At 59.1% G+C, this 15,169-nt stretch carries 15 protein-coding genes; 9 read left to right on the forward strand and 6 right to left on the reverse strand.

Annotation, left to right across the window (positions count from 1 at the left end; translation table 11 throughout):
• Positions 1 to 101 precede the first annotated feature (101 nt).
• From HMPREF2708_RS00345 to HMPREF2708_RS00360, 4 genes are all read left to right on the forward strand, one after another.
• Positions 102 to 857, forward strand: coding sequence for a 3'(2'),5'-bisphosphate nucleotidase CysQ (locus HMPREF2708_RS00345; protein WP_070830952.1), 756 nt, complete (start codon positions 102 to 104; stop codon positions 855 to 857).
• A gap of 16 nt (positions 858 to 873) precedes the next feature.
• Entirely contained in the window at positions 874 to 1,710 is an 837-nt protein-coding gene (locus tag HMPREF2708_RS00350) for a thymidylate synthase (RefSeq protein WP_049171972.1), read from the forward strand.
• Between the two features lie 23 nt (positions 1,711 to 1,733).
• Positions 1,734 to 2,264: a dihydrofolate reductase gene (locus HMPREF2708_RS00355; protein WP_070830954.1), complete on the forward strand. Its 531-nt coding sequence runs from the start codon at positions 1,734 to 1,736 to the stop codon at positions 2,262 to 2,264.
• 139 nt (positions 2,265 to 2,403) lie between these two features.
• Complete coding sequence (locus HMPREF2708_RS00360; protein WP_070830957.1) at positions 2,404 to 2,682, forward strand: mycoredoxin; 279 nt, start codon at positions 2,404 to 2,406, stop codon at positions 2,680 to 2,682.
• 227 nt (positions 2,683 to 2,909) lie between these two features.
• Here the strand turns inward: HMPREF2708_RS00360 and HMPREF2708_RS00365 are convergent, their stop codons facing one another.
• On the reverse strand, positions 2,910 to 4,319 hold the full coding sequence (locus tag HMPREF2708_RS00365) for an NAD(P)H-quinone dehydrogenase (RefSeq protein ID WP_070830960.1): 1,410 nt from the start codon (positions 4,317 to 4,319) through the stop codon (positions 2,910 to 2,912).
• A gap of 75 nt (positions 4,320 to 4,394) precedes the next feature.
• The gene (locus HMPREF2708_RS00370) at positions 4,395 to 5,621 is read right to left on the reverse strand and encodes a M20 family metallopeptidase (protein WP_070830963.1); all 1,227 of its coding nucleotides are present in this window, start codon (positions 5,619 to 5,621) and stop codon (positions 4,395 to 4,397) included.
• A 196-nt stretch (positions 5,622 to 5,817) separates the two neighbouring features.
• Here HMPREF2708_RS00370 and HMPREF2708_RS10970 point away from each other — a divergent pair, with 196 nt between their 5' ends.
• A complete protein-coding gene (locus HMPREF2708_RS10970; protein ID WP_141762895.1) occupies positions 5,818 to 6,501 on the forward strand; it encodes a hypothetical protein in 684 nt (227 codons plus the stop codon).
• Positions 6,502 to 6,510: 9 nt separating this feature from the next.
• Here HMPREF2708_RS10970 and upp read toward each other — a convergent pair whose 3' ends face one another.
• Positions 6,511 to 7,146, reverse strand: a complete 636-nt coding sequence (upp, locus tag HMPREF2708_RS00385) for a uracil phosphoribosyltransferase (protein WP_049171962.1) — start codon at positions 7,144 to 7,146, stop codon at positions 6,511 to 6,513.
• Between the two features lie 345 nt (positions 7,147 to 7,491).
• On the opposite strand from upp, the gene HMPREF2708_RS00390 reads away from it, so the two are divergent.
• From HMPREF2708_RS00390 to HMPREF2708_RS00400, 3 genes are all read left to right on the forward strand, one after another.
• On the forward strand, positions 7,492 to 7,812 hold the full coding sequence (locus HMPREF2708_RS00390) for a hypothetical protein (RefSeq protein ID WP_070830972.1): 321 nt from the start codon (positions 7,492 to 7,494) through the stop codon (positions 7,810 to 7,812).
• Positions 7,812 to 8,855: a C40 family peptidase gene (locus HMPREF2708_RS00395; protein WP_070830975.1), complete on the forward strand. Its 1,044-nt coding sequence runs from the start codon at positions 7,812 to 7,814 to the stop codon at positions 8,853 to 8,855. Before HMPREF2708_RS00390 ends, HMPREF2708_RS00395 begins: the two co-directional genes overlap by 1 nt.
• Before the next feature lie 132 nt (positions 8,856 to 8,987).
• Positions 8,988 to 10,229 carry a hypothetical protein gene (locus HMPREF2708_RS00400; RefSeq protein WP_070830978.1) on the forward strand — a complete coding sequence of 414 codons (1,242 nt, stop codon included), beginning with the start codon at positions 8,988 to 8,990 and terminating at the stop codon, positions 10,227 to 10,229.
• Between the two features lie 30 nt (positions 10,230 to 10,259).
• Here HMPREF2708_RS00400 and HMPREF2708_RS00405 read toward each other — a convergent pair whose 3' ends face one another.
• The gene (locus HMPREF2708_RS00405; protein ID WP_070767607.1) at positions 10,260 to 11,489 is read right to left on the reverse strand and encodes an adenosine deaminase; all 1,230 of its coding nucleotides are present in this window, start codon (positions 11,487 to 11,489) and stop codon (positions 10,260 to 10,262) included.
• 156 nt (positions 11,490 to 11,645) lie between these two features.
• Between HMPREF2708_RS00405 and HMPREF2708_RS00410 the strand changes: the two genes are divergently transcribed.
• Entirely contained in the window at positions 11,646 to 12,896 is a 1,251-nt protein-coding gene (locus tag HMPREF2708_RS00410) for a D-alanyl-D-alanine carboxypeptidase family protein (RefSeq protein ID WP_070767661.1), read from the forward strand.
• Here HMPREF2708_RS00410 and HMPREF2708_RS00415 read toward each other — a convergent pair whose 3' ends face one another.
• Both HMPREF2708_RS00415 and trpS read right to left on the reverse strand, forming a co-directional pair.
• Positions 12,897 to 13,922, reverse strand: a complete 1,026-nt coding sequence (locus HMPREF2708_RS00415) for a YhjD/YihY/BrkB family envelope integrity protein (protein ID WP_070767606.1) — start codon at positions 13,920 to 13,922, stop codon at positions 12,897 to 12,899.
• A 62-nt stretch (positions 13,923 to 13,984) separates the two neighbouring features.
• Complete coding sequence (trpS, locus tag HMPREF2708_RS00420) at positions 13,985 to 15,040, reverse strand: tryptophan--tRNA ligase (protein ID WP_049171954.1); 1,056 nt, start codon at positions 15,038 to 15,040, stop codon at positions 13,985 to 13,987.
• Positions 15,041 to 15,169 lie beyond the last annotated feature (129 nt).

Here is a 15,169-nt window from a genome sequence, read left to right on the forward strand (position 1 = left end):
AAGTCATGCAAAAACCCACGAGGCCACGCGGCTGCCACGAGAATATGCCGCGGCATCCCGTCGTAAAGCGGGGTTGGGAAAAAGCTAATAGTATCTAAGTCATGTCTGCCTACATTGAAGATGATGTTCTTGCCTATCGACTTGCCGTGGGCGCCAGTGAAATTCTCAAGGGTGTCCGCAACGTAGGCCTGCTGCGTGGCCGCATTCTGGGAGATGCCGGCGACGCACTGGCACAGGAGTGGATTGCCCGCGTACTGGAGCAGCACCGTCCGGACGACGGACTGCTGTCGGAGGAAGCCGCGGATAACCGTGAGCGCCTGGACTCAAAGCGGGTGTGGATTATTGACCCACTCGATGGCACGCGTGAGTTCGCTTCGGGCCGCCAGGACTGGGCAGTTCATGTCGCTCTGGTAGAGGACGGTCAGCCGACCCACGCTGCTGTTGGTCTGCCGGATCACGGCCAGGTTTTCCACACGGGAGAGGCCAAGGCGGTGCAGGGGCCGCGTGCGGGCAAGATTGTCGTTTCGCGTACTCGCCCACCGGCTGTGGCGAAGTACGTCGCTGACAAACTGGGCATGGAGCTGGTAGAGATGGGCTCCGCTGGTGCGAAGGCAATGCACGTACTGCTCGGTGACTACGACGCCTACATCCACGACGGTGGTCAGTACGAGTGGGACTCGGCAGCGCCGGTTGGTGTCGCTAAGTCCGCAGGGCTTTTTGTCAGCCGCCTAGACGGCTCCGCGCCGACCTACAATAATGTCGATACTTTCCTGCCGGATATGCTGTTCTGCCGACCGGACCTGTCGGAGGAGATTCTGGCAGCGGTGAAGGAATTCAAGAATCAAGAGCAGAAGTAGGTAAGCTAGGGCGGCTATGACCGACTCCACTGACATCACGACACAGGCTCATCAGGGCATTCAGACTCCGTACGAGGATTTGCTGCGCGAAATTCTCGCTGACGGAGCAGCGAAATCAGACCGCACTGGCACGGGCACTCGCTCAGTGTTCGGCCGCCAGCTGCGCTTTGATCTGAGCGAGGGCTTCCCGCTGATCACCACTAAAAAGGTGCACCTGAAGTCCATCGTGTACGAGCTGCTGTGGTTCCTCCGCGGCGATTCAAACGTCCAATGGCTCCAGGACCGCGGAGTGACTATTTGGGATGAGTGGGCAGACGACAATGGCGACCTCGGCCCGGTCTATGGCGTGCAGTGGCGCTCCTGGCCCACTCCGGATGGACACCACATTGACCAGATTGCACAGGCGCTGGAGACTTTGAAGTCCAACCCGGATAGCCGCCGCAACATCGTCAGCGCCTGGAATGTCTCCGAGATTTCCAATATGGCGCTGCCGCCATGCCATCTGCTGTTCCAGTTCTACGTCGCAGATGGCAAGCTCAGCTGCCAGCTCTACCAGCGCAGCGCGGACATGTTCCTGGGCGTGCCATTCAACATCGCTTCCTATGCACTGTTGACGCACATGATGGCGCAGCAGGCGGGCTTGGATGTTGGTGAGTTCATCTGGACCGGTGGTGATTGCCACATCTACGACAACCACATTGAACAGTGCGAACTGCAGGTCTCCCGTGAGCCACGCCCCTACCCCACGCTGAAGCTTCGGAAGGCCGACAGCATTTTCGACTACGCTTACGAGGACATCGAGGTCATCGGCTACGACCCGCATCCTCTGATTCGCGGTCAGGTGGCTGTCTAAGTCAGCGAAAGGTGAGTGTCGACATGAACGAGTCCACCGCTTCCACCAGCGCAAGGCCCCCGTTTGTAGGGATGATTTGGGCGCAGTCTCGGGCCGGCGTTATCGGCGACGGCGCGACTATGCCCTGGCATCTGCCTGAAGATCTTCAGCATTTCAAAACAACGACAATGGGCGCACCAGTCATCATGGGGCGTCGCACGTGGGACTCGCTGAATCCCAAGTTCCGTCCGCTCCCGGGTCGTCGAAACATCGTCCTTTCGCGCTCCGTGTCCGATTTCCCCGGCGCTGAATCCGCAGCCAGCCTCGAAGCGGCACTCGCAGCCGTCGCCGACGAGCCCGCAGCATGGATTATCGGGGGCGGACGTGTCTATCGCGATGCACTTTCGCTTGCCGACGAATGCGTGGTCACCGACATTGATACTGATGTCGATGTCCCGGTACCAGTCATGGCTCCCGACCTCTACGACTGGGTTCGTGTCGAGGATGGCCCGTGGCAGACGTCAACGACCGGCCTACGCTACCGCTTCTGCACGTGGCGGCGTCTAGAGGATTAGCTTCCTTTAAAAGCCGCGGAAGGAAAACCTCCGAAGAGCATCTGGGAATGCTGCCTAGCAAGGCTCTGAGGAGGGGCTACTGCCCAGCGGACGTATTGCACAATGGAATATCGGCCTTGGTCCGCGCGTTGGACTGAGTATGACTGATGTGAAGACTCCACAGACCACCGAACACGTGACCATTTACGCTGCGACCTGGTGCCCTTTCTGCCAGAACCTCATTGCTGGCCTGAAGGAAAACGGCACTCCGTTTGAGGCTTGGGACGTCGAAAAGCACGAGGACCTTTCGAAGTGGGTTGAGTCCGTCAATGACGGCAACCGCGTTGTGCCGACTGTGCTGTACTCCGATGGCGAGCACGCCACGAATCCGTCTGTGGAGGAAGTCACCGCTAAGTACGCTGAACTCTCCAGCAAGTAGTTAAAAGCTAAGTAAGCAAAAAGCCGAACCCCACTTTCGGGTTCGGCTTTTTATGTTCACGTGCGACCGGGGTTAATAGAGGGGTAAGTTACTGACCTCGCTTATAGCAAAAATCGCCCACAAAATGGCCTGAAAGTACCATAAACTCGCACAGTTTCACATTTGCAGCCCGTAAATTTTGTCTATTGACCGTGCGACCGGTCATGCTGCCAGTCGCGATACCAGCATTAGTCCAGATCGTCGTGTGCCATCAGCTGACGAGCAGCCTCGGTAATCGAGCCAGACAGCGACGGGTAGACAGAGAAGGAGCTTGCCAGGTCATCGACGGTGAGCTGGTTGGAAACGCACACAGCAATTGGCAGAATCAGCTCCGAGGCGGTCGGAGCGACCACCACACCACCGATAATCATGCCGGAATTCTTACGGCAGAACAGCTTGACGAAGCCGTGGCGCAGCGAGCGCATCTTCGCACGTGGGTTACCTGCCAGCGGGAAAACCTCAACACGAGCGGAGACCTCACCGGACTCAATCTGAGCCTGGGAGACACCAACAGTCGCAATCTCCGGGCGGGTGAACACTGCCGAGGAAACGGTGCGCAGGCGAATTGGCGAAACACCTTCACCGAGGGCGTGGTACATCGCAATACGACCCTGCATAGCTGCAACGGAAGCCAGCGGGAACAAGTCGGTGCAGTCACCGGCAGCGTAGATACCCGGCACGTTGGTGCGGGAAACACGGTCAACGTGAATGTGGCCAGACGGGGTCATTTTCACACCGCTTGCGTCCAGACCCATATCTGCAGTGTTCGGAATCGATCCGACGGTCATCAACGCGTGGGAGCCGAAGACCTCACGGCCGTCGGAAGTGACGACGCGAACGCCGCCGTCCTCAGTGCGTTCGACAAGATCACAGCGGGCGTTCTTCACAACGTCCACACCGCGCTCCAGCAGGACCTCCTCCAGGGCATCTGCAGCGTCAGCATCCTCGTGCGGCAGGATGCGGTCACGCGAAGCGACCATGGTGACCTTCACACCCAACTCGGTGAACGAGGATACGAACTCCGCACCGGTAACACCAGAACCGACCACAATGAGGTGCTCCGGCAGCTCCTCCAGTTCGTAAACCTGACGCCAGGTCAAAATACGGTCACCATCAGGAATCGCACCCGGCAGAATACGTGGGGACGCACCGGTGCAGACCAACACCAGGTCGCCTTCAAGAGTGACCTCGCCGCCCTCGAGCAAGTCGACGGTGACGTAGTGAGTTACACGGCCCGGGTCGTGGTCATCGAGACGACCGCGGCCCTGCAGCATCTTGATGCCCTCACGCTCCATCTGTGCGCGAACATCGTCAGACTGCTGCTGTGCCAGGCGCTTAACGCGCTCGTTGACCGCAGTGAAGTCGATTTTACGCTGGGAGAAGTCCGGGCGAAGACCCATCTCGTCCGCACGACGCATATCGGTACGAACGCCCGTCGCCGCGATGAAGGCCTTAGAGGGAACGCAATCCCACAGGACGGAAGAACCGCCCATACCGGCATCCTCAACCACAGTGACTTCAGCACCGTACTTGGCGCCAACCAGCGCTGCTTCGTAGCCGGCTGGGCCGCCGCCAATGATTACGATCCTCTGTGCCACAAATCCTCCAAAGTTGCCGTGGATATCACAATGTAACTACCGCGGGAGGCGTTTTCCCCGCTTTGCCCCAATAGTCTAACGGACAGTCATGGTTGACTGCGCGCCATCCTCATAGCGTGCGACGATGCCAGCGAAGAGTCTCACACCAACGCCCAGGCAACGCTCGTCCACAATTAGGTCATCTCGGTGCAAATCGTGCTTGTCTCCACGACCGGACCAGCAACCCAGACGAGCCATCGCACCCGGGACGTGCTCGAGATACCAACCGAAGTCCTCGCCGCCGGACGACTGTGGGGCCTGAATGACAGCATTCTCGTCCACTCGTCGCACCGCTTCCGCAATCAGGGCGGTGCAGTATTCGTCGTTAAGCACAGGCGGCACGCCACGCTCGTAGTTGATGGTGCAATCGGCGCCGGTCGGAGCGAGGACCTGTTCAATCAGTTCGCGCACCAGTGGATCGATGTCGCGCCAGGTCTTGATGTCCGCGGTGCGCAGGGTGCCACTGACGCTGCCTTCCGACGGAATCGCGTTGTGCGCGTACCCGGAGTGAACGGAGCCGAACGTGAGCACGGTGCCCGTACGAGGATCGACGCGTCGCGACAGCAAACCGGGCAAATCGACAATCAATTTGCCCAGCGCATAGACAACATCGGCCGTCATCTGCGGACGGGAGGTATGCCCGCCCGGACCATGCACCTGAATCTCCAGGGTGTCGGCTGCAGAGGTGATGGCACCTGTTCGAACGCCAACGTGACCGACACGCAACTTCGGCTCACAGTGGACAGCAAAAATACGTTCAACACCATTGAGCGCACCGGCGGCAATAACTTCGGGCGCACCGCCAACCATGACTTCCTCTGCCGGTTGGAAAATGAAACGCAGCGGAGTGGGCAACGTGTGCTTCTCGTGGTACTCAGCCATGGCCAATGCCGTCGCGAGCGTAATCGCGGTGTGAAAATCATGCCCGCAGGCATGCATGACGCCATCGTTGGTGCTGGCAAACTCCAGCCCCGTGGTCTCTGTAATTGGAAGCGCGTCTATGTCACCGCGGAAAGCGAGACGCCCTGGGAGTTCACCTCCGGCGTCACTACCAGCGAGTTCGTCTTCACCAATGTCAACCATCAAGCCGGTGTTGGGAAACAGCACTGGTTTCAGCCCTGCAGCACGCAGCTTCTCCTCCACAAAGGCCGTGGTGGCGTGCTCCATGTGAGATAGCTCTGGGTGCGCATGAAGATGCCGCCGCCACTCGAGAATCTCGTTCGCGTGCTCGGCCCACCAGTGCTTAATAAACTCCTCAATCACAACTCTCCAGTGTAAGCGCTCCACCGACAGGCCGTAACAAGAGGCCTACCGACGACTGCGCCAGCGATAGCCGTGGCCGGCAAGCGCTTGAATGTCAGCGCCAGACGTACACATGACCAGGAGTCACTTCTTTAACTTTGGCCTCTTCAATTATCAGATGTTTCACATTTTGAGGAAGTCTGCGATGATAATAGGCATGTCCGGCAATGGCACACCTAAGTCTCTCAGCATCCCCATCATCATCGTGGCCACAGCACTCGTGGTCGTCATCGGCATCGCCATCGGCCTGTCGCTGAACAATAGTGATGAGCCCCAGCGTCCGGAGGTCCCCTCCTCCTCGCAGCCGACGTCGCCCAGTTCGACACCGCCGTCCTCGACGAGTTCGACTTCTACGAGCAAGACGACCACCACGACGACAACTACGTCGAAGACCTCCGAGACGTCGTCAAGCACGCCGAGCACTTCGACATCTTCCTCGTCGTCGACGCCGAGCACCACGTCTTCGTCAGCCACGACGACGAGCTCCGAGCCGACATCAGCTCCGGAGGGACAGGACTTCGGCACTGGGCGCTCCGACTTGGACGGCCTGGGCTTCGTGGGCAGCTCCGCACGCTGCGACAGCGGCGACCGCGCCTTTGCTGTTGTCGCCGCTGAGCAGGGCATTAAGGCTGCTGCTTGTGAGACACGCTCCGGCGAGAAGTACTACCGCTCGGATACGCCACAGGGTTCCGGATCGATGGACATCATCGTCGATGAGGGCGACCGCGTTGTTGCACAAAACGGCTCGTACAAGTACCAGATGTCCCCCGACGGAGTTCTTGTGACCAAGGACAACGAGGTCGTCAAAAAGTACGCCGCAGAAGCCTGGGGCACTGCCTAAGAGATCAACTTAAAGATCAATGTTGCGGGGACCGTAGAGGCGGTCGCCCGCATCTCCCAGCCCTGGCACGATGTAGGCATCCTCGTTAAGATCCGGGTCCACCACAGTGGTGACAAGACGCACCGGGAAACCGGATTCCTTCAAGGCGTCGACACCCTGCTGTGCGGAAATGATGCACACGGCCGTGATGTTGTCCGCTCCGCGATCCGCCAACAGCTTCAGGGCATGCAGCAGTGAACCGCCGGTTGCCAGCATTGGGTCGACCAGGAAGACAGTGCGCCCGGACAGATCCTCCGGCAGCGCCTCAAGGTACGGCACCGGCTCATGGGTTTCCTCATTACGAGCCAAGCCAATAAAGCCCACCTGCGCATCCGGAATCATCGACAGCGACGGATCAATCATGCCAAGCCCCGCACGAATGACGGGAACAATAATCGGCGGATCCTGCAGACGGTAACCCGGCGCGGTGGTGATTGGGGTCTGAACATCGAAGTTATCGACGGGCAGCTCCCGGCTTGCCTCGTAGATCAGCATCGCGCCCAGATCGGCGAGTGCCGCACGGAAGCCCGCGTTATCAGTGCGCGCGTCTCGCAGAATGGTCAAACGTGACTGTGCCAAGGGATGGTTGACAACGGTAATCTCCATGCCTTCCAAAATACATTGCTTTGCTTTTGCCGCTCTGGTGCCGGCATCGCAAGTTTCTGAAAACGTGTTCCCCAAAAAAGATGGAACCGAATCGGCCTTTTTCGCGCCTAACAATACGAGGGCTTTGTACTGCGCCCCATTTGCGTAAGCCCGCTTACTACCAAACCACTGCCGCTCAGCCGCCGTCCGAACCCCGCTAGCCGTTCTGCCACAGCACTGAGTGTTTAACCACACGCGAATTTCCTAGAGAGGCCGTAAATCTTGTCCCGTCCATCACCACACAGTCCCCACAGCCAATCGTTTCTCTCTCCGACCACTAGCGGGAATGACTCAGTCTTTACGCTGGTGCCCGAGCTTATTTCTGCCAATGCCGCGCACCTTGACGCATTGTCGCAGCAGAACAGCGGCACTGCCTTGGACATCAGCGCACTGCACTCGCTTGGCGACGTCCCGTTTGCCGGCCCCTTCTGTCACGCTGCAGCCACTGCTCTACAGCGCCAACATGAGCATGTGGCTGAGCTGAATGAGTACGGCACCAGCGCTGCTCGCGCACTGAACGCTCTTGTCTCTGCGGTGTCCACTGCTGAAGATGCAGGCGCACATGCGTTGCAGTCCATCTCACCGAAAATGGAAGCCGTTGCAGCTCGCGGGATTGGCGGTGCGTGATGCTTCCCACCAATCTACTTACGGAGGTCCCCAGCGCGATTGCACAACAGCTAAGTCCTGCCATCGCACCCGCACTGGCAGGACTTGCTGGGGCCGCAATCCCCGCCGCGAGTACTGCCTGGCGCTCAGTGGCAGATTCCGTTGACCGCAACTGGGGCGATGGTGCTGGTTCCGGGGCAGGAGCCGCGGGAACAAGCCTCAAACGGGCTGCAAATGCGGCAGCCGACTTGGAAGCTCGCGCCGGAACCATTGACAGCGACATTGCCAAGGGCTTAGCCGCAGTAATGTCAGCGGCCACTGATTTGGCCCGGATTGCCATGGATTTTGTTACTTCCGCCATGGGCTCGCTGACTGCGACGGCTGCGGGGCCCGCAGGTCTCGCCGCGACCGGTGCCAGCCTAGTCTCAGCGGCCAGTTCCGCGATCTCACAGGCCATTGCGCGGCTCATGAAACTAGAACAAGAACTGCGGCCTCTGGTGCAGTCGCTGATACAGCAGGCAAGCACCGCGGTTGACACCCCTACCCCACCCCATCCGGCGCAGTTGGAGGCCCCAGCAACCACTCAAGCCGCCCTCGCTTCTACGTCTACGAACACCCCAGAATCGGCCAGCGCTACCGACGCTGCAGATGGTTCGGAGGCGTCGTCCGATTCGGGCAGCGCGCCGGTGCCTGCGGATGCGGGGGCTGGCGCGCCGACACCAGAAGCCCAAGCCGCGGTGAAGGCTGCACTCAGTGCCGTCGGAACGCCCTATGGTTGGGGCGGAAATACTCCGGGGCAGGCGCTCGATTGCTCAGGCTTGACGCACTGGGCCTACGGGCAAGCTGGTGTTGATATTCCCCGCACGGCAGAAGCACAGGCCGTCGGCCGACAGGTGAGCCAGGATGAACTGCTGCCTGGCGATCTTGCAGTGTGGGACGGCCATGTCGCCATGGTTATCGGCGACGGAAAGATGGTCGAAGCGGGCGATCCGGTACAGGTAAACCCCGTGCGTACAACCAACATCGGCATGCCGTTTAAGGGGTTCTACCGCCCGACCGGATAGTGCGGTGGGTATCTGCGTCGTAAAACTTCTAAGATAGGACTACGCAAACTTGCCACCCGTGGGGGCGCTGCAGGTATGACAATTTTTGAGATTTAATAATCACCGACAAGCAGAAGGGCTGCGACGAAAACTATGGCCAGGAAAGGCATCGTTCCTATCGAACTCGAGCTGACCTCGGGCACCTTTTACACGTTGTGGGCTCCAAGCTGGCGTGAAGGTAGCTCCGAGTGGCAGGCTCTGCTCGGCCGCGGCGATGACATCTATTTGTTCTCATCAGCGGCAAAGCTCCTGGCTTTCCTTCAGTCGGATGCTCCTCACGACTTCACGCAGCACCCCAGCTGGCACAACTTCAACCAGCAGCTACCGGGAGCGGCCATCGCGGCGCCACGCCACCGTTATGACCTGATTGGGCTGCCAGAAATTTTGGCTGGCCGGGCCGACTACGACCATGTTTCGCGCGCAGACCGCATTCTTGCCATCACTCGCTCGATTGGTGCGATCGCGGATCTCAATCCGATCAACCAGATGTTCGCCTCTCACTCTGTCCTGGCTGCCACGCAAAATGGTGCTGATCACTTCCAGGGCGGTGGCGCCGCTCAGTGGTCGGCTATCGGCAATGTCATCTTGACCAACTGGGACAGTTGCATTGACGCTATCGACGCCATCGGCGCAAATACTCCGAACATCGATGAAGAGTCTGAAACCACTGCTGCAGCCGCACTAAAGGAAGCGGAGGCCGCGGAGCGTGAGCGTCGTGAAGCAGCGGAGAAGAAGCGCGAAGAGGAAAAGAAGTCCGCAGAGGAGACCGTCGGCGATCCGTACGATCAGACGGTGTGGGCCAACGCTGGCATCGACCCGATTAAGATCTCCATCGCTGGCCGCACGCTATACACCTTGCGTTGTTACATGGGGCGTCGCCCGCTATTCCTGGGCAGCGCCGGTGAGATTCACACGTTCTCGCAGCCACGCACGATGGTGCGTTGGCTGCTGGAGAACAAGCATCACGACATGTCGGCGCTGACGACGTGGGATGAAATCATCACCGCAGCCAACGCAGGTGAGCTAGAGGCCGTGGTGCACGAGGACAATGAGTACTCGTTTACCGGTCTGGCCGAGGATATTGAAAAGGGCCCGAACGCCGTGGACACCGCCCAGCTCGCCCGCGCGTACGAGCTACTCGCAGACGCCGCTGACTGGGCTGGTGATGATGCCGTGAACGAAGTACTGGCGGGCAACCAGCAGCTGCAGTGGCTGCTGAACTTCCTGCTGGACACCGGAGAGCTGTCCGAGCCAGTTCCGCCTTACGACGATGAGGCCAAGGGTTGGAGGCAGCTGGAGAAGGACTTGGCCGCTCGGTTTACGACCAAGATCTAGCTCCCACCCAGCAAAGCTGGCCGGCGCTGGCTAGTCCAGCGTCAGGTTCAGCTCATCTTCGGCACCGAAACCCGCACCGTTGACATCAGTTTCGATGTCCTCGTCACTGTTGTCGATAAGCTGCAGGTAAGCGGGGTAAATAATGGTGTCCATGATGTGCTCGCGGGTCGGCAGGTCCACGAATGCGTTGTTTAGCGCATTCGAGGTCAGTTCGAACAGCTCGCTGTAGCCGTAGCCGAAGTTCTCCACCAGCTCCATGCACTCCCTGGTCATGGAAGTCGCACCAATCAGGCGGTTATCCGTGTTGACGGTGCAGGCGAAACTCATATCGTCGAGAAGCGAGAACGGGTGATCCGCAACGCTGTCACAGACACCCGTCTGAACGTTGGAGGTCGGGCAGATTTCCAGCGGAATCTGGCGGTCACGAATAGCGGAGGCAACCTCCTGACATTCGATGCCCTCGAGGGAAGCACCGAAGTCCTCGTAGATGCGCACACCGTGCCCCAGGCGGTGAGCACCTTGCACGACAGCGTCCTGCAACGAATCCACACCGGCGTCTTCACCTGCGTGAATGGTGACCGGAATGAGGTTCTCCCGCAGCATAGTGAATGCTTCGGCGTGGTTAGCCGGCGGGAAGCCGTTTTCCGGTCCGGCGATGTCAAAACCGACAACGTACCCGTCGGAGTTCTTCCCGTAGTTGTCGATGACCAGCTGTGCGACTTCCTTGGAATTGTTATTCTGGCGCATCGCACAGACCAACAGACGTGCAGTGATGTGCTTTCCCTCAGCGGCGGCATGGGCTTCACCCTGCGCCAGGCCTTCGACCAGAGCGTCGATAACAGCCTGCATATCCAGGCCCTTTTCCAGATGGTTTTCCGGAGCGAGGCGCAGCTCAGCGTAGACAACGTTGTCGGCAGCCAAATCCTCGACGGCCTCACGCGCCACGCGCGTCAGCGACTCAGCGGTCTGCATGACGGCGCAGGTGTGCGCGAAGGCAGTCAGGTAGCTCGGCAACGAGCCAGAGTTGCCGGTGTCAATGAACCACTTCTCCAGTTCATCCACGTCGGTGGTGGGCAGCTGATCGGTGTAACCGCAGTCCGCGGCCAGGTCGATAACGGTCTGCGGGCGCAGGCCGCCATCGAGGTGATCGTGAAGCAGTACCTTGGGCAGGCTGGCGACAACCTTGCGCATCTCATCGAGATTCGATGCCGAAGACTGTGTGTCCAGAGACTGAGCATCACTGTGCAAAGAATTAGTCATAATGGCCAGACTATCGGTACTGCGCCCTCCGCTTCTACTTCACTGCCGCGGAATCGTATTTCCGCTTTGCACAAAGGCTTTCTCTCCCCCGTTTTCCCCCATCCACACACGAGAAATACGTCATTCCGGGTGACGTTTTACTACCCTTATTTCATCATGTTTCCCTCTCGCCGCTACTCATCTGCCGTTACGCTGCTAGCCACCAGCGCTCTGCTTCTGCCGAGCACTGCCCCCGCAGCCATGGCGCAGAGCACCTCGCTTACCGACGACGCCCCGATTGTCGGCCCCGCACCTGACATCCGTGACACGGAGGGCTGCCCCTACAAGACCCTCCCACCAGCACCAGTGGACTCCTCGGAGGTTCCGGCTCCCGGCGAAACATCTCCCCCTCCACTTCCGGTTCCCCAAAAACCGGCTGGAGGTAGCAAAATGTCCGCCTGCGGCATTGTCAGCGGTGAGGGGTTTGACGTTCCGAAAGACCTCTCCGCCTCTGCATGGACGGTGTTCGATTTGAAATCCGGCAATGTCCTTGCGGCGAAGGACCCGCACGGCCGCTACCGTCCGGCATCGATTATTAAGGTGTTGCTGGCGATGGAGGCGCTCGAGGATTTGAAGCTCGACACCTCGGTTAAAGCGACATTCGAGGACGCGAACATGGAGGGCTCTCGTGTCGGCATCGTCGAGGACGTGAACTACTCGGTAGAAACGCTCCTGACTGGCCTGTTGCTCAACTCCGGCAACGACACCGGCCACGCGTTGGCCCGCGAACTTGGTGGCATGGATAAGACCACCGAAAAAGTCAACGCCCTGGCAAAGAAATTGGGGGCGACGGATACACGAGTGGTCAACCCGACTGGTCTCGATGCTCCGGGCCAGATGACGTCGGCATACGACATGTCACTGTTCTTCCAGCACGCATTCAACAATGAGACCTATCGCAAACTCTCGGCCACACGCCTGGCCACCATCCCCGGAGACAAAGCTCTCGAGGTCGATGACTTCGAAATCGCCAACGACAATCAGCTGATTGCCCAGGACTATCCCGGCGCGCTTGGAGGCAAAACCGGTTTTACCGACGATGCCCGTCACACCTTCGCTGGGGTGGCTGAGCGCGACGGCCGTCGTCTCGGCGTCATCGTTCTCGATGTCACTGTGGAGGATTCACCGCGCCCCTGGGAGCAGGCGGCATCGCTTCTCGACGCCGGCTTCGCGGCCCCGCAGGACAGCTCTGTCGGTGTCCTCGAAGCGGAAGCGACTGAGGATACGTTGGTAGAAAAATTGCCCGATATCCTGGACGACGAGTCAACAGGAACCGGGCTGAAAATTACTGTCAGCGCTGCCATCGTAGGTGTCATCGCATTGATTGCGATGGTCACCTACCGCTTCGGCAGACGCAATCGCGGTTAGTTATTTCGAACCGAGCAGGCGGTTCAATCCGGACGGGTTGGCCGCTTCCGCACGGACGTTAATGACAGCAGGAGCAGGTGCATCCAGCTCCTCGTCGGCAAGCGCTTCTTCGGTCGTCGCGGTCCAGGCGGTGGCGTACATAGTGATGCGCCAGATGAGGTAGAAAACGACCATCAGACCAATGACCGGACCGAAAACTGCACCGGCCGGGTTCGACAGGGCGTTGGAGAAGAAAACGCTACCGAGCTGCTTGACAACCTCAAGGCCAATCGCACCGATAATCGCACCCTTTGCCGCAGAGCGGAACGGGGCGCCCCCGCGCGGCAGGAAAGCGAGCATCCAGAAGAACAGCAGCCAGTTGGCAACGAGACCAATGGCGATGGCAATCAATCCCGCGATGATTGTGATTCCCGGGACATCGGCCAGACCAATCTTGTCCAGCAGGGACTGTGTCAGTCCGGAAGAGCCGGCCGCGGTGACAGCGAAGGTCAGCAGGATCATAACCAGCATGCCCAGCAGACGCAGCAGGTCGCGAACCTTTCCCATCACGAAGTTGCTAGCGCCCAGCGGGCGCTTCCACAGCTGTGTCACTGCGTTGGAGAGGTTGCTCATCCAACTAAGACCCGACCACAGGGTGGCAATGAAACCGACGGTGAAAACGCCACCGGCCTGATCGATCGCGCCTTCAATAATTGCGTTGATGGTGTCGCCCATTGACCCATCGATGGAGTCGGTGATAGCGGACTGAATTTGCTCGAGCAGTTGCTCATTACCACGCAACACAAGTGCGAGGATGGCAAATGCCGTCATGATAAGGGGGAAAATCGACAGCACGGAGAAGTACGTGACAGCGGCGGCAAAAAAGTTGCCGCCCTGCTCGGAGTAGCGCTCCTGCATCCGCATAACGTGATCGAACCACGCCCACTTTTCGCGGAGGCGGTCGATTGCGCTCGGCTCATCGGCGTGTACACGCTCGATGCCATAGCGGTCCGTTCTCTTCGGATCTTTTTGAGTAGAGGTTGCCATGTCCTCTACCTTAACGTGCCCGCTTTCGGTACGGAGACTGAAGTGCAGAGTCTACAGCTGAATTAACGGTTGGCGGCCTTCAGGAACCCGACGCGCTCGTACACATCTGCAAGTGTCTTGGCGGCAACTTCACGGGCGCGGTCAGCGCCTTCGGCCAGGATCCGTTCCAACTCACCGCGATCAGCCATGAGTTCCTCATAGCGTGCACGCAGTGGCGTGGTGAATGCTTCCAGCGCATCTGCGGTATCAGCCTTCAGCTGGCCGTAGCCTGCGCCTTCGTAGCCGGCAACGAGCTCGTCGACAGGCTTGTCGGTCAACGCCGACTGAATGACCAGCAGGTTGGAAACGCCCGGCTTGTTCTCACGGTCGAAACGAATTTCGCCATCATTGTCGGTAACGGCCGAGCGAATGCGCTTGGCGGAGACCTTTGGGTCGTCCAAGAGGTTAATAATGCCCTTCGGATTTGCACCCGACTTGCTCATCTTCGAGGTCGGATCCTGCAAGTCATAGATCTTGGCGGAGCCTTCCATGATGTGCGGATCCGGCACAACGAAGGTTTTCTTGTAGCGAGAGTTGAAGCGCTGCGCCAGGTTACGCGTCAGCTCGAGGTGCTGGCGTTGGTCCTCGCCCACCGGCACCAGCTGTGGGCGGTAGAGCAGAATGTCGGCAGCCATCAGCATCGGGTACGCAAACAAACCAGCGGAGGTGTGTTCCGCGCCCTGACGAGAGGACTTGTCCTTAAACTGCGTCATACGGCTGGCTTCACCAAAGCCAGTCAAGCAGGTCAGCACCCATCCGAGCTCCGCGTGCTCGGGCACATGCGACTGCACGAACAGCACCGACTTCTCCGGATCAATACCAAGTGCAATCAGCTGTGCGGCACCTGCGATAGTGCGCTGACGCAGCTCCTTCGGATTCTGCTCGACAGTGATGGCGTGCAGGTCTGGGATGAAGTAGTAAGCGTCGAAGTCATCCTGCAGATTAATCCAGTTCTTCAATGCTCCCAGGTAGTTGCCCAGGTGGTAGGAATCTGCGGTCGGCTGAATGCCGGACAGAACGCGCTGCTTACGAGCACTCGGTGCAGGATTAGTTGCTTCAGGCCCCTTGCTTTCACTCATAGCCAATAAGTCTAGCGCGAGCTTCATAGTGGAGAGTCGGCGACGTACCCATTTCGACGACATCGCAGGCGTTACAGGAACGACAATCCTTAACATCCGGTCTTTAAATCGACGTCGACTACCGGGAAA

The organism is Corynebacterium sp. HMSC073H12 (assembly GCF_001837775.1).
Classification (GTDB): domain Bacteria; phylum Actinomycetota; class Actinomycetes; order Mycobacteriales; family Mycobacteriaceae; genus Corynebacterium; species Corynebacterium amycolatum.